This is a genomic window from Pollutimonas nitritireducens, assembly GCF_002849615.1.
Classification (GTDB): Bacteria; Pseudomonadota; Gammaproteobacteria; order Burkholderiales; family Burkholderiaceae_B; genus Pollutimonas; species Pollutimonas nitritireducens.
In genome coordinates, this window is the sequence record NZ_PDNV01000008.1 from 178,333 (window position 1) to 201,799 (window position 23,467).

The following is a 23,467-nucleotide window of genomic DNA, read 5'->3' on the forward strand; positions in this document are numbered from 1 at the left end:
CCATAACTAGATCATCAAAGCCATAAACCAAAAGGAGCGTGTCTCATGTTCAAGAAAATAAGCTACTACACCCTTATCGCCACACTGTGCGCGACCCCCGCCGCCGTGATGGCCGCTTACCCCGAAAAACCGGTCCAGTTCATCGTGCCTTATGCGCCCGGTGGCACTACCGACCTGATTGCGCGCATCGTTGCTCCCAAGCTCGGCGAGGCACTTGGGCAGCCTGTCGTCATCATCAATAAGCCCGGCGCAGGCGGCGCCCTGGGCAGTGCTTATGCCGCCAAGGAACGACCCGACGGCTACACCATCGTCATGGCTGTGGAAAGCTCACATGCGGTGAATCCCAGCGTGCAGAAAAATCCCAGCTACGATCCGTCGAAAGACTTCGCGCCGATCAGCAATCTGGCCAATGTGCTGGGCGTGCTCGATGTCAATGCTAAATCCGACATCAAGACCTTCGATCAACTGATCACGGCACTGAAGAAAAATCCCGGCGAAATGGCTTACGGTTCATCGGGAAACGGCGGATACAGCCACTTGTTCGGCCAACGCTTCCTGTCGATCACCGGAACCGAAATATTGCATGTGCCGTACAAGGGCCTGGGGCCGGCAATGATCGATCTGCTGGCAGGACAGATACAGGTGGTGTTCGACAACCTGCCTTCGTCTGCCGGCCAGATCCAGGCCGGTAAAGTGCGTGCTCTGGCGGTCGCCGCACCGGAACGTGTCAAGAGCATGCCCGATGTACCCACCTACGCGGAAGTGGGCTACCCTCAGCTGAACACCCCGTCCTGGTTCGGACTGGCAGCGCCCGCCAATGTGCCCGAAGACATCCTGGAGACGCTGAATCAGGCCGTCAAGAAGGTGTTGCAGAATCCTGATGTCATCGCCCAGATTGAAAAGCAGGGGGCCGTGGCCGATTACACCACCCGCAGTGAATTCGCCAAGGTAATCAGGACGTCCAACGAACAATGGCAAGAAGTCGTCAAGGCTATCAACTTCGAGAAACTGTAAGCAAATTCGGGCTCTAGAACCCACCAGGAAACAGGAATGGACTACGAAAACACTCACGCCACGCTGAACATTGCTCCCAACGGCGTAGGCACGCTGACGATCAGCAATGCAGGCAGCTTGAATATTCTGGGTACGCCGGTTATTGAAGGCCTGCTGGCCGCCCTCAGTCATGTCGCGCGTACGCCCGCCGTCCGTGTATTGATCATGCGCGGCGAAGGCGACAAGGCGTTCGTGGCAGGCGCGGACATCAAGGAAATGGCCGGTCTCGATCAGCAAAGCGCGGCCGCCTTTATCGAGAAGCTGCGCCAGTTGTGCGACGGCGTCCGCCTGCTGTCCATTCCGGTTATTGCGCGGATTCCCGGCTGGACGCTGGGAGGCGGGCTGGAATTCGCTCTGGCGTGCGATCTGCGCATCGGGTCGACGGCCGCGCGCCTGGGAATGCCGGAAGTGCAGGTTGGCATCCCATCCATCATCCATGCCGCACTCATGCCGCGTCTTATCGGCAAGGCACGCAGTTCGTGGATGTTGCTCACGGGTGAAGTCGCCGATGCGCAGCAAGCACTGGCCTGGGGCCTGCTCGATCGCGTGGTCGATCCGGATCAGCTCGATACGGAAGTCGTACGCGTGGCCGATGGCCTAGCCCAACTTGGCACACATGTACTGGCCCAGCAGAAGCGCCTGCTGCGCGAATGGGAAGATGAGCCGCTGGAAACCTCCATACGTAATGGTGTCAAGGAATTTGCCACGGCTTTCACCACCGGGGAACCTCAGCGCTATATGAGCAGGTTTGTGGAAGAGAAGGCGCGCCGCGCCGCCGCAAAGTAAAGTCCGCTTGTTCCCTGTCCTGGCCAGCGTTATGCTGTGGGCCCTCCATACGTGGCTGCCACGGCGGGTGAATGCATGCGATACGAACTGAAAGACCTGCGCCTGTTCAAGGCTATCGTCGACGCCCAGAACCTCTCGGCGGCGGCGTCCGCCATGTACATGACCGCATCGTCGGCCAGCTATCGCCTCAAGAACCTGGAATACGCAGTAGGTAGCGCACTATTCGACCGCACCCCGAAAGGCATGATGCTGACGCCGGCGGGCGAGGTTCTGCTGCGCCATACCCGCAAGCTGCTGGTCGATGTGGAAGTCATGCACAACGAGCTATGCGACTACTCACGCAATCTGAAAGGCAGTATCCGGCTGCTGGCAAACAGCAGTGCGCTCAACGGCTTCATCATACCCAGCCTGGCTCGATTCCTGGTTGCCAACACCAGCGTCAATGTGGACTTGCGGGAAAAAGACAGCTTGTCCATACCCGGCATGATCCAGGCCGGCGACGCTGACATAGGGGTGGTCGCAGGCTCTGCACGGTCGCGTTTTGAAGGCTTGCTTGCGGACCTGTATGCCATTGACCGGTTGGTCTGCGTCGCGCCCAATGATCATCCTGTGGTGGGGCATGCCAGCATAACCTTGCGCGAAATGCTGCAGCATGACGTGGTCAGCGTGGATCGCAAAAGCAGCAATTTCGTATTCCTGGATGCCCAGGCCAAGCGCGATGGCCACGCCTTCAATGCCCGCGTACATGTCCAGGATTTCTCTTCCGTACTGTACCTGGTCGAGGCGCGGGTAGGACTCGCTATCGTGCCGCAAAGCGTCGCGCGCAACAGAATCAGGGAAGGACGCATACGGTCAGTCCCTATTGCGGAACCCTGGGCAGTGCGTCACCTCCACTTGCTTAGGCAGGACGACACGCTACAGAAGGGCCAGATACACGAGTTCGCACAGATTCTGCTTAATGACCCGGCGGTGGTGGCGGCACGTGTCTCCGAAATCGATCCGGCCATCTGACAGCACGCGTGCCGGATATCGCTACATCCTTACCCGATTTGCGTCGCCGCATCGGACATCAGTTATTATCCAGAAAGCTTGCATGACTGGCGCTGAAGATGGATACCCATCGGGGAGTGCAAGCGTTCAAAGCCGTGCGCCTGGGCATCCTTTTCTTTGACGGAGAACTACCATGCCCGGCGCACCTGATCTCATTGCTTTCGCTCTCATCTCCCTGGCGATGGTCCTCACACCCGGACCAAACATGATTTATCTGATCTCACGCTCAATCTGCCAGGGTTGGCGCAGCGGACTGATTTCACTTGGGGGCATTGCTCTGGGCTTTGTCTTTTACATGACATCCGCCGCGCTGGGCATCACGACTCTGCTTATGGCGGTTCCCTTTGCCTACGACGCCTTGCGTTTCGCTGGCGCCATCTATTTGCTCTGGCTCGCATGGAATGCGGCACGCCCCGGTGGAGCCTCTCCTTTCCAGCTGCGTGATCTCCCACAAGACAGCCCGCGCAAACTGTTCATGATGGGTTTTCTGACGAATCTGCTCAATCCCAAGTTTGCGGTGATGTACCTCTCCCTGCTGCCTCAATTCATAAGCCCCGAAAACGGCAGCGTCCTGATGCAGTCGCTTGTACTGGGTTGCACCCAAATCGGCATCAGTATCAGCGTCAATACGGTGATCGCCCTTGCAGCAGGCTCCATCGCCGGTTTCCTGATCCGTCGTCCGGCGTGGATGGCCGTTCAGCGCTGGCTTATGGCGACCGTCCTTGCAGGGCTGGCGGTAAAGATGATGACGGAAAGTCGGCGCTAGGCGGCAGGAGTCCCTCATCTACACTGGTAGATGCTTAGCCCACTTCGGAAAAGGCGGCTGCTACACTCTCCGCGCCTCTCGGGGCATTGTTGCAGCTTACTAATCGGAGTCTTTCAGCATGGCCAGCACTTTGGCGATCGTCGTTTCCCTATTGTTACTGATGTACCTGGCCTATCGAGGCATTACCGTATTGCTTCTGGCCCCACTCATGGCCGCATTGGCAGTCCTGCTCTCCGGCGAGATTGGCATCTACCTGCCCACCTACACTGATACGTTCATGAAGGCACTGGGCAATTATGTCATTCAATTCCTGCCCATCTTCCTGCTGGGTGCACTGTTCGGCCAGCTAATGGCGGACTCCGGCGCCGCACATACCATCTCACGCTGGATCGTCGACAAACTTGGCGACAAGCATGCGATCGTGACGGTTGTGCTGGCTTGCGGCATCCTGACCTATGGGGGCGTATCGCTCTTCGTCGTCGCATTTGCCATCTATCCGATCGCCAAAGATCTTTTTCGCACGGCGGATATCCCGAAACGGTTGATACCGGCCACCATTGCGCTGGGCTCTTTCACTTTCACCATGACGGCCCTACCTGGCACTCCGGCCATTCAGAACGCGATCCCAATCCCCTACTACGGTACCAATGTATTTGCCGCCCCCGGCCTGGGAATCATCGCCGCCGCCATCATGCTGCTTGGTGGGCTCTGGTGGCTGCGCAGCCGGGCGAACCAAGCCCGCCTGGCTGGCGAGGGCTACGGTCAGCACGAGGATGATAACGACGATGCGACTAGCAAAGACGTGGACCGGGGCGCACTGGCTCACATGCAGCTAGTCCTGGCCGTCCTGCCCCTTGTCCTTGTCATTGGTGTAAACGGGTTATTCACCTATGTGGTGTTTCCGCGCACGGACATGAGCTTTGTAACCGACCACTTCCCGCATATAACGCCCGCCAAGGTGATCGGACTGTGGTCGCTCATCATTGCCCTTACTGTGGCGTGTGCAACACTTATCGTCTCCCGCCTGGGTCACTGGACCGACTTGCGCGGGACCGTCAACAAGGGCGTATATGGTTTCATGCTGCCGCTGTTCAACACCGCTTCCGAAGTCGGCTATGGTGCTGTCATCGCGGGCTTGGCGGGTTTCGTCATCATCCGCGATGCTGTGCTCAATGTGACCCCTGGCAATCCTCTGATCTCCGAAGCCATCGCCATGAATGTCCTGGCGGGCATCACCGGCTCGTCATCGGGTGGCCTGAGCATTGCGCTACAGACACTCGGCCCGGACTACTTGAGGATGGCGCTGGCGGCCGGCATCGACCCAGCGCTGATGCACCGGGTGGCCGTCATGGCGGCCGGGGGCTTTGATACATTGCCCCATTGTGGCGCCATCATTACACTGCTGGCCATCTGCAAACTCAACCACCGTCAATCCTATCTAAACATCGCTGCGGTAACGATGGGTGTCCCGATGGTTGCGTTGATATCCGTAATTGCGTTGGGCACATTTTTCGGCAGTTTCTGAGACGTCCCGCCGATGCAGTGTGCAGCGCGTATCGCCACGGGAATGCGAGGAGCGTCGACAACGCCGCATCCTCCTGAAACGACTGAACGCGGCCTCGACCGTGGAGCTTGAAACGCGTCCCGAATTGATCACGGATCTGATACCCGACTCGGGGTTGGGTGTCTGTGAACAAGTCCGGAAACCCGGACTGGGCGTATCCGTTTACGGTCCCGTATACTGCTGGCTACAGAAATCCGTAGGCCCTCTTAACATTTCCAGGTCGAGTGCAATGCAATCTGAAAACCATCACATCATTACACCGGCCCCGGGCACCACTAACTCCTCAAACAACGACGAACGGCTCAAGTCGTTCAAGAATTACACCATGGTCGTTTACGGTCTGTACGCCTTAGGCCTGTTCCTGGGCGGCGTACCAACGGTCATCGGCCTGATTGTGGCGTACCTCAAGCGCAATGAATATTCTGGAACCATCTACGCCGAACACATGCGTTTCTTGATCCGTACGTTCTGGTATGGCGTGCTATGGTCCGTGGTCGCACTGATATTGGCAATGGTGTACATCGGTTTCATCGTCATGTTTGCCGTTGGAATTTGGTATATCTACCGTATCGTACGCGGCTTTCTGTGCCTTAACGATGGCAAGGGCATTTGGTAGCGCTCGCGCGTTTCCTGCCTGGTCGCATCCTCCATCGCGAAATCGGGTTTACCGGAATGCCGCGGCCTCCAGATTCTGCGCGTGCTGGAGATGTTGTTGCAGCGTTTCCAGCGTCTTGCCGGCAAATGCCTTGATCTCCTCGTCATCTGCTTTTTCATACGCCTCGGTGAATAGCATCACGGCATGTTTGTGCGCTTGAATGGCCACATGTTCGACATATCTCTTGTCAAAATCTGGACCCGTTTCTTGTTGTAGCGCATCCAGCGTATCCCGGCGGTCCCCTTCGAGGTTGATCGACAATTCAATCTTCCGTGCAAAGGCGAGGCTCTTCAGGTCGCCATCTATTTTCTCGTGCTCCACCAACATCATCCGTGCAAATTCCTTGATGCGTTCCTGCCCTGCCGCCTGTATGGCCAACTGACTGGCCTGCATTTCAAAAAGCCCGGAATTCGCCGCCTCTTTCAGGAAGCGGGCGTCCCGTTCGCTCGCATTGCCAACCTGGGCATTGACCGTTGACGCCGCGGCAAGAGCCAGTGAGAAAAGCAGGTGTGCAAGGTATTTCACGTAGTACTCCTGAACGCCCGGACCTGCCGGACAACGATAACGCGCAGCAAGTGGCTTGCCCGATGTCCATCCCTATCGCATCCTGCACCGGGACCCTTGGCCCAGCTATGCCTGCCGAATGAGCGTGGTGGAGAATGTGTACCGGCCCGCGGGATGGTAGGACACCGATGCGGCAACGAGATCCCTGGCTGCATCACGATACTGCCGCCGTATGAACAGACCGGGCGTATCGGGTTCCACCTTTAGAATTTTTGCGATAGATGATGGCATAGCACATGCAGTGATGTCCTGTTCCACTGACACAATGCGACGTCCATATTTCTCTTCGATCAGTTCGGAGATCAGCCGGTCCGGTGTCTCTTGGACGACTTTCTTTATTCCACTGTATTGAGGGTCGACATAGACATCGGTCCAGACGATGGGGTTTCCATCTTCTCCGTGACGGGTTGAGCTGAACCGCAGCCAGCGCGTACCCCCGCCTACACCCAGGATCTGCGCCAGGTCGACATCAACCACCACTTGCTTGACCGTGTGCAATTGCCTTGGCGTGGTGGCCGCCAGATAAATGAGGTCTTCAAGCGAAGTCAGCGACTGGTTGAAACCGGCGCCGGCCTTCTTGGCTTTTACGATCGTTCCACTCCCCCGCCGCCGCACAACCAGTCCTGCGTCCTGCAACTGGCGCAGGGCCGCACGGACGGTATGCCGGCTTGTATCGAACTCCACCATCAGCTCTTTTTCGGTGGGCATCAGGGCACCTAGGGGATAACGACCGTCGGCGATGCGACGCGCCAGGATTTCTGAGACTTTGGTATAGCGAATGGCTGTCATGACAGGGATGAACATTGAGTTGCGCCGATTTTAGCCTGTATGAAGCCAGAAACCACGGCGATCGTGCCAGTCCGACAACTTTCCGAAAGTGCATTGACATCTGAACATCTCCCGAACTAATATGTTCGAACAACTTTATATGAGCGTACATAAATAATGTCTATTTCCGTTCTCGAATCAGCAATCTTCAAAGACATGTTCGGCACCCCGGAAATGCGTGCAGTCTTCGATGATGCCGCCACGGTACGTCGCTATGTCGAAACCGAGGTTGCCCTTGCTGTGGTTCAGGGCAGGCTGGGCGTCATTCCGGAAGCGGCCGCCCAGGCAATTGCAGCAAGCGCAGATGCATCCCGCATAGACATGAAAATGTTGAAGGAACAAACCGAGATCGTCGGCTACCCGATACTGCCACTGGTCCATCAACTTTCAAAACTCTGCGGACCCGAAGGGGAATACCTTCATTGGGGTGCAACGACGCAAGACATCATGGATACCGCCACGGTGCTGCAGGTTCGCGATGCACTCGCCATCATTGACGCGGACCTGGAACAGCTCGACGGCCTGCTGGCCTCCTTATCCGAACGGTATCGCGATGCCCCCATGGCGGGGCGCACACACCTTCAACATGCATTACCTATCACATTTGGCTATAAAGCCGCTGTCTGGCTGCTGATGATACGGCGCCACCGCGAACGCCTGGTGCAGCTCAAGCCGCGCGTACTGGTCGGCCAGTTTGGCGGCGCCGCTGGCACATTGGCATCACTCGGCGACGATGGGCTGGCAGTACACGCGGAACTCATGAAAGAGCTAGCGCTGGGTGCTACGCCGATCACCTGGCACGTTGCACGCGACGGACTTGCCGAAGCTGTCCAATTTCTGGGCCTGGTTACTGCGTCGCTGGGCAAGATCGCCCTGGACGTCATGCTCATGATGACCAACGAACTCGGCGAAGCCTACGAACCCTTTGTCAAAGGACGCGGCGCCTCCAGCACCATGCCGCAAAAGCGCAACCCCATCTCATGTGAACTGATGTGGAGCGCATCCAAGACCGTACGGCAACACGCGGGCCTCGCGCTGGACGCCATTGTGCAAGACTTTGAACGCGCCACCGGACCCTGGCATATTGAATGGTCCGCCATCCCCGAGGCCTTCGTGCTTACCGCCGGGTCGTTGCATCAGGCCAAATTCATGCTGGCCGGACTTGAAGTCGACACGCAGCGCATGCGGCATAACCTGGGCATATCCGGCGGCCTGATCGTTGCGGAAGCCGTCATGATGGGGCTGGCACCACACATAGGTCGCCAGACGGCACACGATGTCGTCTACGACGCATGCCGCCTGGCAGCCACCGAAGGCCGGCCTCTGTCAGAAATACTGCACGAGAATCCAGCCGTCTCATCCAGGCTCGACCGCAGCACCATCAATGGCTTGTGTGACCCGGCAAATTACCTGGGATCCGCTCAGAAGATGGTCGATCGCATGCGTCACTTTGTTTGACCCACAAGAGCCTGACGGCCCGCCTACCACCCATGAAGGAGACATCAATGAAAAAATGGATCGCAATTCTTGCCACCACGACACTGCTAAGCCCGCTATGTACCGCCCAGGCGGCTGACGACTATCCGAACCGCGCAATAACTTGGATCGTACCGTTCTCGGCGGGCGGACCCACCGATGCCATGGCCCGAAACATCGCCAACCGGCTGTCCAAGGAGATCAAGCAAACCATCCTTGTCGAAAACAAACCAGGCGCAGGCGGCACCATAGGCGCCACCGCAGCGGCCCGCAGCGATCCGGATGGCTACACCTTTCTGGTCGGGCACATTGGCTATATGGCCGCAGCGCCGACACTATACCCAGAACTGCGCTACGATCCGGTGAAAGACTTCGAAGCCGTATTCCGGTTTCCCGACACACCGCTGGTTCTGCTTGTGGGCGCCAACTCGCCTTATAAAACAATCGATGAACTGGTGGCTTTCGGCAAGGCCAACCCGGGAAGCCTGAACTTCAGCAATGCCGGCGTGGGATCGACCTCGCATCTTGTAGCGGCCATGTTCGCCAGCAAGGCCGGCATGACCATCACGCCCATCGCCTACAAGGGAGCCGGACCGGCGCTGAACGATCTGATGGGCGGACAGGTGGATGCCATGTTTGACCAGACCAACACCGCACTTCCGCAGACGCGAGGCGGCAAAGTCCACGCCCTCGGGCTGACCTCGCCTACGCGTATGGACCAATTCCCCAATGTTCCCACCATGAAAGAAAAGGCGGTGCCCGGTTTCCAGGTTTCGACCTGGTATGGCCTGTACGCGCCCAAGGGTACACCATCGAATGTGGTCGATACCTTGGCCGCGGCGTATAAAACCATAATGCAAGACAAAGCGTTCACCCAGCAGATGTCAGACCAGGGGATTCTCTTGCTATCGGACGCGGACTACGCCCCAAAAGCCTTCCAGCACCACACCGTGGAGGAAGGCAAGCGTTGGGCACAGGTCATAAAAAAAGCCGGAATCAAACTCAAGTAGAGCCGACAATGACGCCACGAACCATACGCGCAGACGACTTGGTGGACAGCATTGCCGACGCCTTGCAGTTCATGAGCTACTACCATCCTGCCGACTTCGTGCAATCATTGAAACGGGCATATGAAAGCGAAACGCATGGTCCCGCCCGCAACGCCCTGCTGCAAATACTGATCAATAGCAAGCTTTGCGCCGCGGCCCACCGCCCCGTATGCCAGGATACCGGCGTCGTGCATGTATTCTTTCGCATGGGCATGGACGTTCGGATTCATGACGAAAGCACCGATATCACTCCAAGCCTGCAGGCGCTGGCAAACCGGGCGGTTGCCCGGGCGTACCGTTGCAAAGAGAATCCACTGCGCGCCTCCATAGTCCTGGACCCGCTAGGCGCTCGGACCAACACACGCGACAACACGCCGGCGGTGGTCCATATTGAAATGATTGAAGGCAACACAATTGGCATGATCGTCGCTGCAAAAGGGGGAGGCGGGGACGTAAAGGCCCGCTACACCATGCTGAATCCCAGCGACTCCGTCGCGGACTGGGTAGTAAGTCAGCTGCCCAACATGGGCGCCGGCTGGTGCCCACCGGGAGTGCTGGGTATCGGCGTGGGGGGAAGCCCGGAACAAGCCATGCTCATGGCAAAACGCGCACTGTTCTCCCCTATCGACATGCATGTGCTGCAAGCAGCAGGACCACAGAATCCCCTAGACGCACTCAGGCTCGACATTTTCGAGCGTATCAATGCACTGGGCATCGGCGCCCAGGGACTCGGCGGGAATACCACCGTACTGGATATCAAGATCGAGCATGCTGCTTCGCACGCCGCGCTATTGCCTGTCGCAATCATCCCGAACTGTGCGGCGACACGGTTCGTCCGTTTCGAGCTTGACGGTTCAGGCGTCGCGCAACTTGTGCCGCCGCCGCTATCTTTATGGGACGACATACCCGATGCGCTTCCCGGCCTGGGCGGCAGGTCGGTCGACCTGGATACCCTGACACCCGGGGAAGTCGCCACGTGGCGGGCGGGCGACACGCTGCTGCTGTCGGGAACCCTGCTGACGGCACGCGACGCGGCGCACAAACGCCTCGCCGACTTGCTCGAACGACGACAACCCTTGCCCGTGGACCTGCGCGGGCGCGCCATCTATTACGTCGGCCCTGTCGATCCGATCGAAGGTGAGGCGGTGGGCCCGGCCGGCCCCACGACCTCAACTCGCATGGACAAGTTCATGCCCGCACTGTTGGAACAGACAGGCTTGCTGGTCACGATCGGTAAGGCCGAACGCGGCCCGACAGCCATCGAAGCCATCAGGCGCGCCGGTGCGGCCTATTTAATGGCCGTCGGTGGGGCCGCCTACCTGATTTCTAAGGCCGTCCGGTCCGCGCGAGTCGTCGCCTTCGAAGATCTCGGCATGGAAGCCATCTACGAATTCACGGTGGAGAACATGCCTGTAGTCGTCGCCGTGGATTCGGATGGCCGCTCCGTGCACAAGACCTTCTTTGCCACCGTGAGCGACATATAACATCCAGAATCATGGCCGTGCACCGATCACCACCTTCAGCCCGGGCCGCGACGCGAAGCACGTAACGGCGTCATGGTCGAACTGTTCACCAAAGACTCCTTCGGTCGGCAATCTATTCTTGCACGATTTTGCAATTATCACGCCATGGAGCCCGGGCACGCCGCTTGCAGGAAAAAATTATAATGATGGGGCGCCGCAGATTGGGGCTGGTACACCGACCGACGCACAAGTCTTCAATTCCACGTAGCGGTGAACAATCGCAAGGAGCAATGAAATGACACAAGCGAAACTCGAGCCGGGCGACGGCAGCATCTCTTTAGGAAGGGACAAGTCAAAACCGCAGAATGAAAAAAAAGAAGAAAAAGACTTGCTACCCGAACTGGGACTGAAGCGCCCTGCACGGCCCAAGGGCGGTATCAATAAGCCAACGCCCGCTGATCCAGGCATAGACCTGGGTAATTGATTATTGCAGCTTCAGCCCTGCGCTTCCAATGAGTTCACGATTCGACTGCAGCTCTTCGCTGATGGCTTTGGAAAAATCTTGCGGCGTGCCGGACATGGGAATATTGCTGCTGCCTTTCAGCAATTCCTGGATTTTCGGCATTGCAACCACCTCATTGATTTCCGTGTTCAGGCGCGTAACGATGGCATCTGGAGTCCCGCCCGGAGCGAAAAAGCCAAATACCGACATCTTGTTGGCCCGGGCATATCCCAGCTCGGAAAAGGTTGGCACTTCGGGCAGGAATGCAGCCCGCTTCGGCGCGGCAATGGCAATGGCGCGCAGCGCATCGCGTTCTATGTGTCCGATCAATGCTGAGCTGACATTGGTCGATATCAGTTCGAATTGGCCACCCAAGGCATCATTCTGTTGCTGTGCGCTCCCCTTGTAAGGCACATGCGTTACGCTGACCTCGGCATCATGCTGGAACTGCTCAAGCATAAGATGCCCGACAGATCCCGGGCCGGACGTGGCCCAGCGTAAAGAACCCGGCGCGGTTTTCGACTGGCTGATGACGTCATGAATGCTCTTGCCCTTGAACGCGCTCGTTCCCAACAGGACAACGGGTGAGACCATGACGCTGGCGACCGGAGCGATATCCTTGCCCGGATCGTACGCGACCTTGGAAATCAGTGGAGACAGCGCAAGCGGGCTGATCGATGAAAATCCAATGGTATAGCCATCGGCATCAGCCTTGGCCACGGCCGCCATGCCGACCGTTCCGCCGGCGCCGCCCTTGTTCTCCACCACGAACGGCGTCTTCAACCGAACGCTGAGCTCTTCCGAGATGGCACGCGTTACCGTGTCGCTGACTCCACCCGGAGGGTATACAACAATGACGCGCACCGGCTTATCCGGCCAACCGGCGGCCACCGATACAGAGGTTGCGGCGCAAAGCAGGCACGCGGCAAGCATGCGTGACATTCTTGTTTTTGACATGAGCGTGTTCCTGGGAATGGGGAATGCGGAAGGATTATTGTATCCTTGGAAGGCTGTTAAGCTGGCGCACATTGATCGACTTTATTGCACACCGCCATGACCGCTGAGACCGATGATCACCTGATTGAAACGCTATTGGAAAGCGAGTCCCTCTTCGAAGGACGCTTTTTGAATGCACGACGCGACACCGTAAGGCTGCCCGATGGCGCCAGTGCCACCCGCGAGTACTTTATCCATCCTGGGGCCGTCGTGATCATCGCACTGCTGGATGACGACCACGTACTGCTGGAGCGCCAGTTCCGGTATCCGGTGGGGATGGTCATGACGGAGTTTCCCGCTGGCAAGCTCGATCCGGGTGAAGACCCGCTTGCTTGTGCAAAACGCGAGCTGTTGGAAGAAACTGGCTATACCGCTGGAAGTTGGGCGTATGCCGGCGCCCTGCACCTCGCAATTTCATATTCCACTGAAGTCATCCATATTCTTTTTGCGCGGAATCTGGTCGCCGGCGACGCACAGCTGGACCACGACGAATTTCTTGAGGTGCTGCCCATGACGGCGGACGATGTCCTGGCAGCATGCCGCAGCGGCGCCATTACGGATGCCAAGACGCTGAGTTGCAGCCTCTGGCTGCAGAACGTCCGTTCCGGCGCCTGGACGCTAGACTGGACGCCTGCCTGACCAGATATTGGCTTGACCTGCGTGATTCTTAAATGCGCCCCTTTACGTAGGCGCGAACCTCGCGCAGGAGCTCGCCAAGGTCACTCTCCAAACGGAGGAATCCTTCGTTTCGCTCGCGGCTGGCTTCATCCATGTAGACGGGTCGCCGGATCTCGATTTGCAGACTATGACGGTGCTGTGCCGGCTGGCCAATCTGCGCAATCAGCTGGACGCCCTTATAAGGATTGTTGCGAGCCACCGTATATCCTTTGCCGCGCAATACGTCTTCAATAAGCTGGACGAACGCCGGCTCGCATGTCGTGCCGTCGCGATCGCCCAGCACAAAGTCCGCCAGCGGACGATCGCTGAGCAGGCCCAGCCGTTCGTAGGCATCGTTGGGCATGGAATGCAGGTTCATATGCCATAAGGCGCCAAACTGATCGTAGCGTTCCTGGATGGCCTGGGCCAGCACGGCGTGATACGGCGCGTAGTAGCTATCAATACGGTGACGCACCTCGGCCACGCTGAGGCGGCGGCCATAGATCGGATTGCGCGCATCCATCCGCGTCCAGACCAGGCCTTTGCCCAGGCGCGTTTTTTCGCCCGGCGAAAGGACTTCAGGCCATCGCCCGTCCAGCGCATCTGGATCCAGGTCGGACAAGCTGCGGTTCGGGTCGATATACGTGCGCGGAAATGTGGCGGCAACGAGCGTGGCACCGAACTGCGGAGCCGCTGCCCACAGGGCATCGACATGGGTGTCTTCGCCCTGGCGCAGCAATGCCAGTGGTACGACGTGGTCAAAATCGGCCGGATACGTCGTTCCACTATGCGGCGAGTCGCAAACCAGCGGGATGGGTTCTCCGGTGGGGTCGCTACGGACGACCGCAATGGCTGTTTGCGACATGATCAGTTCGTCTGGATGTTGGCGGCCTTGGCAACCGCGGCATAGCGTTTCAGGGCGGCATCGATATCCTGGGCGAACTCCTCAGGCGAGTTCGTCAAAAGCGTACCACCTGCTTTCTTGGCCCGTTCCTGGAATTCCGGATTGGCAGTTGCCTTGCGCACGGCCTGGTTCAAGCGGTCGATAATGTCTTTGGGCGTACCAGCGGGAGCAACCAGACCAAACCAGCCACCCGTTCCCATCTCGGGAAATCCCAACTCGGTATAGGTTGGCACGTCTGGCAACAGGGCCGAACGCTCCGCGCCCAGAACGGCTAGCGGGCGCAAGCGGCCTTCCTGCAAATGCGGCAAGGTCGAGGACAGATTGTCGGTGATGGCGTCGACTTGACCCGCCAATGCGTCGTTCAAGGCAGGACCCGCCCCACGGTACGGAACATGCAGCAGCTTGATGCCGGAGAGCATCATGAAGTTTTCGATATTCGCATGGCCCAGCGAACCAACGCCTGGGGACGCGAACGAATATTCCATGGGCTTGGACTTGGCCAGCGCGATGAACTCTTTCATATCCTTGGCCGGCACCTTCATATTGACCGCAAAGATGCTGGGAATACCCATTACGTTTGCAATGGGTGCGAAGTCTTTCACCGCATCGTATTTCAGGCCCTTGTGTATGGCCGGATTGGCGCCGTGGGTACTGACCGTCGCCATGCCAATTGTGTAGCCATCGGCTACGGCGCGCGCAATCTGCTCTGCCCCCAACGCACCGCCAGCGCCGGACCGGTTCTCCACCACAATGGCTTGGCCCAGCTCGCGGCCAACGTACTCGGCAATCAATCGGCCGACGAGGTCGGTCGAGCCCCCCGCGGCAAACGGTACGATCATGCGCACGGAATGAGACGGGTAATCGGCCGCCACGGCAGAGCCGGCACAGCCCATCATGAACATGGCAGCACCGGCCAAGGCACGGCGAACCAACTTTGTGGTAATTGTTGCGGACATTGAAGACTCCGGAAAGGTGAGAAGAACAAAAACGGAGTATCTGCAATTTACTTGCTCGCGGCAAACGACTATATTTCACCTTAGTATTACATAATGTAATGCCAAGTCCGCCCCCCTCAGTTCCTATGCATCGCTATGAAGATACACTCGCCCTCCATGTCGGAACTGCACGCCTTTGCCACGGCAGCGCGCCTGGGCAGCTTCACCAAAGCCGCGGAAACCCTCTGTCTGACCCAGGGAGCGGTCAGTCGCGCCATTTCCCGGCTCGAGGCGCATTTTGGCCAGCCGCTGATGAAGCGCAGCGCCCATGGCCTGACCCTCACTGACGCCGGGCGCCGACTGGCCGATGCCATCGCTGTACCGCTGCATACGATTGAAACGATCTCTTCCGATCTACGCGGGGGCGCCAGTCGCCAGCACCTCAGCCTGTCCGTCGTACCCACCTTGGCCAGTGTCTGGCTGGTACCGCGTCTACCTGAGTTCTACAAGCGTCATTCGGAAATCACCCTCTCCTTCACTGCCTATCGACGCGATGAAGATTTCTCCCTGGCCACTCCCCACGCCGCTATCCTCAGCGGCCTTCCCCAACAGTGGCCCCAATGCCATTGCGACTACCTCCTAGGCCGGGAAATCGTAGTGATCTGCCATCCCGACCGCCTGCAGGCGCGCAAGGCCGCCGGACACTGGATCCATCCTCGCGAGCTGCTCGACGAACCCCTGCTCTACCACGCGAACGCGACCGATAACTGGCAACGCTGGTTCGACTCTGCCGGCGTACCCGCCAAGCCCCAACCCGGTACGGCCCTGGACCAAGTCTCCATCATCGTACGCGCCGTCATGGCCGACATGGGTATCGCCGTACTCCAGCGCTGCCTCGTACGCGACGAGATCGACGCCGGCCGCGTCGCCACGCCCTTCGACATCCCCGTATCGCTCGATCGCGGCTACGTCCTCTGTTGCCCCCTGCAACGCAAAGACCACCCCGCCCTCAGCGCCTTCCGGGAATGGCTATTGGAAGTAGCCGCCCGCGAGCAAACCACCTGAACCTCGACCGGCAGAAACGTCCTCCGTGTCTGGCCAGCGGCAAGTCGCCCCTTAACCATTCCGCACAATTCTGCAGCAAGGAGACGGAGACTGGAGTGGGCCGGGCGTCGCCGCAGGCGAAAAATCCCCCAATACCCCTACGAGAGACTTGACTTTATCCCTCACATCAATATACTGGCGAACATCAAGGGGAGTAGCTTTCTTCCGACGCATCGTCATTACGGCTGTCTTGCATCATTTCGCAAAACGCCCGGTGCTCGGGCAACATTCACATGTTGCTAGCAAGACCTTGCCATCGAAGGCAAGGCTCATTCCTCCAGCAATAGCTGTCAATGGCCTGTGTCCTTCTGGATCAGGCCATTTTGCTTAGTCTGGTATTCGTCCCTCGGCATCACGACAATACTCAAGCAGGCTCGCAGCGGGCCCGATCCGTTTCCCTTTTCAATTTCTACTCAAACGGGTGACCGATGCTTGAATTTTTACAAACACTAAGCTGGGCCGCAGTATTCCAGATTATCCTGATCGACATACTGCTGGGCGGCGACAACGCCGTCGTCATCGCACTGGCATGCCGCAACCTTCCAGCCAAGCAGCGCATGCAAGGCATACTGTGGGGCACCGCTGGCGCCATCCTCCTGCGCGTTGCACTGATTGCCTTTGCCCTCACGCTGCTTGCCGTACCCTACCTGAAGATCGTCGGCGCACTGCTGCTGGTGTGGGTGGGTATCAAACTGCTCGTCCCCGATGAAGATGCACATGGAAAAATCGATGGCGGCGGCTCAGTACTGTCAGCCGTCAAAACCATCATCATTGCCGACTTTGTCATGAGCCTTGATAACGTCATTGCCATCGCCGGCGCGGCGCAGACTGCCAATCCCGATCATCAGATCGGACTGGTCATCTTCGGATTGGTCGTCAGTGTGCCTATCATCGTATGGGGCAGCACCCTGGTGTTGAAGCTCATCGACCGCTTCCCCTTCGTCGTCACCTTGGGCGCAGCTTTGCTGGGCTGGATTGCAGGCGGAATGCTGGTCACCGATGTCGTGATTGTCGAACAGTTCGGCCCGATTTCAGGAACCATGAAACTGGCTGCGGAAGTTGCGGGCGCCGTGCTCATCGTGGTTGTTGGCCGCTTGCTGGCGCAGCGCAAGCGTTCGACTGCTGTAGCACAAGAGCTGTAAGCCCTTTCGGCGGCGCCCGACGCAGCGGCGCTCGACGCAAACGCGTCAGCGCCGCCGCACCAATCCCGCCGCTGCCGCGAGAACGGAATGGCTCAAGACCGCCATCGTCTGCGAATCGACCCCCCAGTGCTGCCAGTAAAGCGGCACATCTTCCCAAGCTCGCGCTCGCAACGGCACCAGTCGACCAGTGGCCAGTTCCTCCTGGACCAACAGCAAGGGATTCATGGTCCAGCCCAGACCTGCCAACGTCGCCTGCACGAAGGCGCGCGATGAAGGCAGCCACCATACTGGCGGATGCCAATCGGCATCACCCATCACTTTTTTCGCAAAACGCGCCTGCATGGCATCCTTCCTATTGAAAACCAGGACGGGCGCCCCTGCCAGCGAGCGCCCGTCGACGCCCCTCGGAAAATAGCGTTCGTGAAACGCAGGCGAGCAGGTGGCCACATAACGCATGCTGCCCAGCGTATGGATTCGACACCCCTGGACCGAGTCGGCCAGGGTGGTTACCGCGGCCATCACTGCACCCTTGCGCAACAGTCCCGCCGTATGGTCCTGATCTTCGGACTGTAGATCCAGCGTGGCGCCGGTCCTGGCAGCGAATAATTCTGCCGCACGCATGAACCATGTCTCGAGGCTATCGTGATTGACGGCCACGGCGATACTTGTTTGCGGCATGCTTTCGTCCAGGCCCAGCCGGTTCAGGGCATCGTGCTCGAGTAAAGCTGTGTGTTCGGCCAATTGCACCAGCACCTGGCCGTCGGGCGTGGCTACTGCAGGAACAGTGCGCTGCACCAGCAGCCGGCCCATGCGCTCCTCCAGCACCTTGATACGTTGCGATACCGCGGAAGGTGTGACGTTCAGCACGGCAGCGGCGCGTTCAAAGCTACCCTCGCGTACCACTGCGGCGAGCGCCCTGAGATTCCCGTGATCGATATTCAACATTAGCAATTCTTAATCGTCATTAATGAAATTAGCTTTATTTTACAGTGGTAAATGGTGAGAATAAGGCATGCTGTGGCGGACTGCTGCGGCATAGTTATTACTGGATAGGCCGACATGTTCTCGCTCGCTGCACAACCCTCTTTATTCTCAGCCTGGGCCAGTGGCATTGCCACCGGCTTGGGCTTGTTCGCCGTCGTCGGCGCGCAAAGCGCTTTCATCCTGCGCCAAGGCGTGATGCGCGCTCATCTGCTCAGCATCCTCGTCGTGTGCGCCCTTATCGACACGGTCTTCATCTTTGCGAGCGTGTGGGGGCTACAGGCCGTCGCAGCCCGTGCGCCTTGGCTGACCACTGGCATCCTGTGGTTCGGTGTAGCCTTCCTGTTGTGGTATTCGGCGCAGTGCGCACACCGGGCATTAACGTCGCATAGTGGTCTCGCGGCAGCACGCCTCGCCGTCCCTTCACGGCGTGCCGCCGTCCTCGCTGCGATCGGCTTCACTCTGCTGAATCCGCATTTCTGGCTGGACATGGTCGTGGTTGGATCCCTGGCTCACAGCTTTGCCGACGCACGCATGGGTTTTGCCGCCGGCGCGCTCACCGCCAGCATTACATGGCTGATTCTGCTGGCGACAGGCGCCAAGCTCCTGGCGCCGCTGTTCGCGAGTCGGAAAGCCTGGCGTATTCTCGACGGCATGATAGCCACCGTCATGGCCGCCCTGGCCCTGGGACTCGCCTACAAGGGAATGGGGGGCTGAGGCGGCCGGTTAGCCCTGCGCCACCACCGGGTCGATTTCTGATTGCGGCATATTCAGCGTGGTGGCCGCGGTCACGATCTCGCGCCATGTGCCGGCGTCTATGGGTATGCCGTGGCTGCGCCGCTCGGCTGCGCGCAGTCGTTCAGGTTCGCCTGGCGCAAAAATATGGTCGGTTCCCGCTGCCCTGGGCGAAGCCTTCACCCATTCGATGAATGCCTCGGCTTCTGCTTCCGTGTCGTCGGCACCAAACGCCGCCGGATCGATAATGACGGAAAGCATGCAATTGATAATGCCGCTATTTTTGACACGAGTCTCGGCATGGGTGGTGTACCCGCCGGTCAGCGCCCCCGAAAACAGCTCACACATCATTGCGAGCCCGTGACCTTTATGCTCTCCGAATGTGCGCAGAGCTCCGTGGGGCGCCTCGAACATCACCCGCGGATTCGTCGTTGGCTGGCCCTGTGCATCGATAAGGCAGCCAGCCGGCACCTCGACGCCCTTGTTATACGCGACACGTGCCTTGCCCTGCGCTATCCCGCTGGTGGCGAAATCAAGCACGAGTGGCTCTTTACCCTTGCGCGGGAAAGCCGCGCAAAACGGATTGGTGCCGAAGCGGCCATCGGTGCCGCCCCATGGCGAAACGTGCACACTACCTGCCACATTCACGAAGTGGAAAGAGACCAGGCCTTGCCGTGCGCATTGCTCGGCCCAGTGGCCAATGCGGCCAATATGATGGGCATTACGCAGGCCTACGGCACAAATTCCGGTTGACCTGACTCGTTGTATGCCGAGTTCCATGGCTTCGTAGGCCACGACCTGGCCAAAGCCGCAAACGCCATCAACAGTAAGGACAGCGCCGGCATCCCGCGCGACGGCGGCATGTTGGTTCAGTGTCAGCACGCCGTCGCGCAGGGACTTCACATAGCGAGGAATCATGCCTACGCCATGAGAGTCGTGACCGGTAAGATTGGCCATCACAAGGTGATCGGCCACCAAATCAGCCTCGCGGGCGCTGCTGCCGGCTTTAAGCCATAAGCGCGATACAAAATCTTGCAGGGCCTGGGCATCCGCCAGGATATCGCCATGAGTTTTCAATGCTGTTTGAACAGTCATATACAGCCAGAAATGTGGAATCGCTTCTACCTTAACAAGCGCTTCTTCCCTGCCGTATTGCTATAAACCCCTATCATTTTCACCTTGACAGCGTTTTTGTCGACAGTCAATACTGCCTGAGTCCGGACCCTAAAGTCCGGACAATTTTTAAAGCGGATTATTACAAATATATCGCTTGCCTGCCGCCTACGAAGCATCATAGCGGCCATCCACTGAGGAGTAGACATATGCGCATGAAACTCAAAAGAACAACGCTGACAGCAGGATTGCTAGCGACAGTATTCTTCGGCGCGGTAGCGGGCGCACAGCAAGTGCGATTGATGACCGGCCCGCAAGGCGGCTCATGGTACCCGCTGGGAGGTGCCATCGCAAACATCGCCGGCAAGGCCGGGGTGAAGGTACAGGTGTTGCCCGGAGCGGGCATAGCCAATGTCAAGGCCGTGCAAATGGGCAAAGCCGATTTTGGTTTCGGAAATTCTATTTCAACCGTGGATGGGGTGGCTGGTCGAGCGCCATTTGATACCAAAGCGGACAACGTGTGTAACGTAGCCACCCTGTACCCACAGTATTTCCAGATCGTCGCCAATGCCGACGCAGGCATCGATTCTCTTGCCGACAGCAAAGGGAAGTCTATCGCGGTACAACCCCGCGGCAACACGGCCGAATTCATCACGGCCCAGATGCTCGAGGTCTACGGCATGACCTATAAAGATATGAATCGTGTCAGCTACGTCTCGTATACCGACGCGGTTTCGTTGTTGAAAGACAATAACGCACAGCTTTTTACCCTGGGGACTACCGTCCCGTCATCATCCATCATGGATCTGGCTTCCGCTCGCGCGATCAAACTCATAGAGGTTCCTGACGACAAGTTCCAGGCCATGCGAAAGCTGAACCCCGGCTACACCAAGCTCGTCATTCCGGCCAACAGCTATCCTGGCCAGGACAAAGACGTACAGGCCGTCGGCTACGCAACGCACGTTATTGCACGTTGCGATCTTGAGCAGGATACCGTCTATAAAATCCTGCAGGGCATCGTGGCCGATAAAGCCGACCTGGAAGCCATCGCCAAGGCCATGGCGCCTACCACCATAAAAATGATGGCGGAAGACATAGGCGTGCCCCTGCATAAGGGTGCCGAGAGGTTCTACAAAGAAAAAGGCGTTATTTAGCTTTATTGCGTACAAGCTGACGTGCCAGGCATGGACGCGCTCCTGCCTGCACGTTGCATGACCCAATAGCGTCATCATTTTGTAGGTGAGCCCACATGCCATATCTTCCCGTCTCATGGACTTCCCGTTTGATTACGCTGGTCGGCGCCTCGATGTCGGCATATCAGCTGTATGTAGCACTTGTCGGCCCGCCTGACGCCTATGTGATGCGCGGTCTGCATCTGGGCTTCGCCCTGGCGTTGGCTTTTCTAGTGCTGCCAGGACTCAACGGCCGAGCGGCAAGGGTGGGCGTCGTAGACATTATTTTCCTACTGATTGCGGTCTCCGGCGCGCTTTATCCTTTGATGAACCTGGATTACATCGTCTTGCGCATGCCGTATGTCGACGATCCTACCTTCTACGACTACGTATTCGGCACCGCCCTTACCGTGATGCTGCTGGAGGCGACACGACGAGCCACTGGGCTGGCGCTACCGATCATCGCGATAGTGTTTATCGCGTATGGTCTGACCTTCGGAAACCAGTCCTTCGCGGCAATGTTCGATCAGATCTATTTGACCACCGAAGGAATATTCGGCATTCCCCTGTATGTTTCCGCGACTTACGTCATGTTGTTTATTTTGTTCGGTGCTTTCGTCGAACGCAGCGGTGCCGGACAACTCTTCATGGATTTTGCCCTTGCACTGGCCGGACACAGTGCCGGGGGACCAGCCAAAGTAGCGGTGATTACAAGCAGTCTGTTCGGTACAGTCTCCGGAAGCGCCGTCGCGAATGTCATGACAACCGGCACGTTCACCATTCCCTTGATGAAGCGCACCGGTTATAACGCCGGTTTTGCCGGCGCCGTAGAAGCGGTTGCTTCCACCGGGGGGCAACTGATGCCGCCTATCATGGGCGCCGCGGCGTTCGTCATGGCTGAATTTCTAGGCGTTTCATATCTCACTGTCGCGGCCTTCGCGGTGTTGCCGGCTCTTCTGTATTACGTCGCCGTTTTTATGGCTGTGCACTTCGAAGCGAAGCGTATCGGGCTAAAGGGCCTGCCCAAACCCGACCTGCCCCGTATCGGGACAGTACTCCGTGAACGCGGCCATCTTTTCCTGCCGCTCTTCGTTATCATCATCACATTGCTTATGGGCTATAGCGCCGCATTTGCGGCCCTCAGCGGTATTGGCTCTGTCATACCCACCACGTGGCTGCGAGCCAGTACACGGGGCGTCTTCACGCTCCCGGCCATCATCGAAACGTTGGAAGCGGGCGCTCGCAATACGGTAGTCGTGGCTCTTGCATGCGCCACCGCAGGTATAGTGATCGGTGCCATCACCCTGACAGGACTGGGCTTGAGCTTTACAGGCGTCGTGCTAGCCATTTCCCAGGATTCCCTTATTTTGGCGCTGGTCCTGACCATGGCGGCTGGAATTCTGCTGGGCATGGGTCTGCCAACGACCCCAGCATACATCGTGCAAGTGGCATTGCTGGTTCCTGCATTGGTGAAACTCGGTGTCCAGGTAGAGGCCGCCCACTTGTTTGTGCTCTACTTTGCCGTGCTGTCGGCCATCACTCCTCCAGTTGCAATGGCAGTCTATGCCGCCAATGGCATATCGCGCGCCGGCCTTATGGAAACCAGTTGGGCCGCCGTCAAGCTCGGACTCACCGGCTATATCATTCCGTTCATGTTCGTTTTCTCGCCGTCGCTGCTGCTGATCGGTGATGTCGGTACGGTGATGTTGACCGTCGTGACAGCGACTGTAGGGGTCACGTGCCTTGCAGCAGGTTTACACGGCTATTTTTTCTTCGGACCTCTCCGTTATTGGGAGCGGATCATGCTGATGACCGCCGCGCTTGCTTTGATCAAGCCCGGGTTCATTACCGACCTGATCGGTGCGGGCTTGATAGGCTTAACCATACTGAGCCAATTGTATGCAAGACCGGCGTCGACATCCTTGTCCGCGGAAGAAAAGAACAGCACATCCCGCTAGCATCCTCCGGAACC

At 58.2% G+C, this 23,467-nt stretch carries 23 protein-coding genes and 1 riboswitch; of the genes, 16 read left to right on the forward strand and 7 right to left on the reverse strand.

The features are described 5' to 3' along the window. The first annotated feature begins 45 nt into the window (after positions 1–45). The 6 genes from CR155_RS13725 to CR155_RS13750 all read left to right on the forward strand — a co-directional run bounded on the left by CR155_RS13725 (position 46) and on the right by CR155_RS13750 (position 5,835). On the forward strand, positions 46–1,014 hold the full coding sequence (locus tag CR155_RS13725; protein WP_102070605.1) for a Bug family tripartite tricarboxylate transporter substrate binding protein: 969 nt from the start codon (positions 46–48) through the stop codon (positions 1,012–1,014). 36 nt (positions 1,015–1,050) lie between these two features. Then, positions 1,051–1,839, forward strand: a complete 789-nt coding sequence (locus CR155_RS13730; protein ID WP_102070606.1) for an enoyl-CoA hydratase — start codon at positions 1,051–1,053, stop codon at positions 1,837–1,839. Between the two features lie 75 nt (positions 1,840–1,914). Beyond that, positions 1,915–2,850, forward strand: a complete 936-nt coding sequence (locus tag CR155_RS13735; RefSeq protein WP_102070607.1) for a LysR family transcriptional regulator — start codon at positions 1,915–1,917, stop codon at positions 2,848–2,850. Positions 2,851–2,922: 72 nt separating this feature from the next. Continuing rightward, a riboswitch (ZMP/ZTP riboswitch) is annotated at positions 2,923–3,003 on the forward strand. Between the two features lie 19 nt (positions 3,004–3,022). After that, positions 3,023–3,655 (forward strand): LysE family translocator, encoded by a 633-nt coding sequence (locus CR155_RS13740; protein ID WP_102070608.1) that lies wholly within the window; start codon positions 3,023–3,025, stop codon positions 3,653–3,655. A 118-nt stretch (positions 3,656–3,773) separates the two neighbouring features. Beyond that, positions 3,774–5,180, forward strand: coding sequence for a GntP family permease (locus CR155_RS13745; protein ID WP_102070609.1), 1,407 nt, complete (start codon positions 3,774–3,776; stop codon positions 5,178–5,180). A gap of 268 nt (positions 5,181–5,448) precedes the next feature. Then, the gene (locus CR155_RS13750) at positions 5,449–5,835 is read left to right on the forward strand and encodes a DUF4870 family protein (RefSeq protein WP_233214275.1); all 387 of its coding nucleotides are present in this window, start codon (positions 5,449–5,451) and stop codon (positions 5,833–5,835) included. A gap of 48 nt (positions 5,836–5,883) precedes the next feature. Here CR155_RS13750 and CR155_RS13755 read toward each other — a convergent pair whose 3' ends face one another. Next, entirely contained in the window at positions 5,884–6,399 is a 516-nt protein-coding gene (locus tag CR155_RS13755) for a DUF4142 domain-containing protein (RefSeq protein WP_102070610.1), read from the reverse strand. Between the two features lie 105 nt (positions 6,400–6,504). Beyond that, entirely contained in the window at positions 6,505–7,242 is a 738-nt protein-coding gene (locus tag CR155_RS13760) for a GntR family transcriptional regulator (protein WP_233214276.1), read from the reverse strand. 141 nt (positions 7,243–7,383) lie between these two features. Here CR155_RS13760 and CR155_RS13765 point away from each other — a divergent pair, with 141 nt between their 5' ends. From CR155_RS13765 to CR155_RS13780, 4 genes are all read left to right on the forward strand, one after another. After that, complete coding sequence (locus CR155_RS13765; RefSeq protein ID WP_102070611.1) at positions 7,384–8,724, forward strand: class-II fumarase/aspartase family protein; 1,341 nt, start codon at positions 7,384–7,386, stop codon at positions 8,722–8,724. Between the two features lie 47 nt (positions 8,725–8,771). After that, positions 8,772–9,752, forward strand: coding sequence for a Bug family tripartite tricarboxylate transporter substrate binding protein (locus CR155_RS13770; RefSeq protein WP_102070612.1), 981 nt, complete (start codon positions 8,772–8,774; stop codon positions 9,750–9,752). Between the two features lie 8 nt (positions 9,753–9,760). Continuing rightward, on the forward strand, positions 9,761–11,275 hold the full coding sequence (locus CR155_RS13775) for a fumarate hydratase (protein ID WP_102070613.1): 1,515 nt from the start codon (positions 9,761–9,763) through the stop codon (positions 11,273–11,275). 274 nt (positions 11,276–11,549) lie between these two features. Beyond that, positions 11,550–11,738, forward strand: coding sequence for a hypothetical protein (locus CR155_RS13780; RefSeq protein WP_102070614.1), 189 nt, complete (start codon positions 11,550–11,552; stop codon positions 11,736–11,738). On the opposite strand, the gene CR155_RS13785 is transcribed toward CR155_RS13780, so the two are convergent. Next, positions 11,739–12,713, reverse strand: coding sequence for a Bug family tripartite tricarboxylate transporter substrate binding protein (locus CR155_RS13785; RefSeq protein WP_233214278.1), 975 nt, complete (start codon positions 12,711–12,713; stop codon positions 11,739–11,741). 96 nt (positions 12,714–12,809) lie between these two features. Between CR155_RS13785 and CR155_RS13790 the strand changes: the two genes are divergently transcribed. Then, positions 12,810–13,391, forward strand: a complete 582-nt coding sequence (locus CR155_RS13790) for an NUDIX domain-containing protein (protein ID WP_102070616.1) — start codon at positions 12,810–12,812, stop codon at positions 13,389–13,391. A gap of 28 nt (positions 13,392–13,419) precedes the next feature. Here the strand turns inward: CR155_RS13790 and CR155_RS13795 are convergent, their stop codons facing one another. Further along, complete coding sequence (locus CR155_RS13795; RefSeq protein WP_102070617.1) at positions 13,420–14,274, reverse strand: N-formylglutamate amidohydrolase; 855 nt, start codon at positions 14,272–14,274, stop codon at positions 13,420–13,422. Positions 14,275–14,276: 2 nt separating this feature from the next. Next, positions 14,277–15,269, reverse strand: a complete 993-nt coding sequence (locus CR155_RS13800; RefSeq protein ID WP_102070618.1) for a tripartite tricarboxylate transporter substrate binding protein BugE — start codon at positions 15,267–15,269, stop codon at positions 14,277–14,279. A gap of 135 nt (positions 15,270–15,404) precedes the next feature. Between CR155_RS13800 and CR155_RS13805 the strand changes: the two genes are divergently transcribed. Next, on the forward strand, positions 15,405–16,313 hold the full coding sequence (locus CR155_RS13805) for a LysR substrate-binding domain-containing protein (RefSeq protein WP_102070619.1): 909 nt from the start codon (positions 15,405–15,407) through the stop codon (positions 16,311–16,313). A 467-nt stretch (positions 16,314–16,780) separates the two neighbouring features. Then, on the forward strand, positions 16,781–17,494 hold the full coding sequence (locus tag CR155_RS13810; protein WP_102070620.1) for a TerC family protein: 714 nt from the start codon (positions 16,781–16,783) through the stop codon (positions 17,492–17,494). A 45-nt stretch (positions 17,495–17,539) separates the two neighbouring features. On the opposite strand, the gene CR155_RS13815 is transcribed toward CR155_RS13810, so the two are convergent. After that, a complete protein-coding gene (locus tag CR155_RS13815) occupies positions 17,540–18,436 on the reverse strand; it encodes a LysR family transcriptional regulator ArgP (RefSeq protein WP_102070712.1) in 897 nt (298 codons plus the stop codon). A gap of 117 nt (positions 18,437–18,553) precedes the next feature. Here CR155_RS13815 and CR155_RS13820 point away from each other — a divergent pair, with 117 nt between their 5' ends. Further along, complete coding sequence (locus CR155_RS13820; RefSeq protein ID WP_102070621.1) at positions 18,554–19,192, forward strand: LysE/ArgO family amino acid transporter; 639 nt, start codon at positions 18,554–18,556, stop codon at positions 19,190–19,192. A 9-nt stretch (positions 19,193–19,201) separates the two neighbouring features. On the opposite strand, the gene CR155_RS13825 is transcribed toward CR155_RS13820, so the two are convergent. After that, entirely contained in the window at positions 19,202–20,305 is a 1,104-nt protein-coding gene (locus CR155_RS13825; RefSeq protein ID WP_102070622.1) for a malate/lactate/ureidoglycolate dehydrogenase, read from the reverse strand. Positions 20,306–20,538: 233 nt separating this feature from the next. Here CR155_RS13825 and CR155_RS13835 point away from each other — a divergent pair, with 233 nt between their 5' ends. Together CR155_RS13835 and CR155_RS13840 are read left to right on the forward strand one after the other, a co-directional pair. Beyond that, the gene (locus tag CR155_RS13835) at positions 20,539–21,477 is read left to right on the forward strand and encodes a TAXI family TRAP transporter solute-binding subunit (protein WP_199171759.1); all 939 of its coding nucleotides are present in this window, start codon (positions 20,539–20,541) and stop codon (positions 21,475–21,477) included. A 95-nt stretch (positions 21,478–21,572) separates the two neighbouring features. Next, positions 21,573–23,453, forward strand: a complete 1,881-nt coding sequence (locus CR155_RS13840; RefSeq protein ID WP_102070625.1) for a TRAP transporter permease — start codon at positions 21,573–21,575, stop codon at positions 23,451–23,453. Positions 23,454–23,467: the final 14 nt, after the last annotated feature.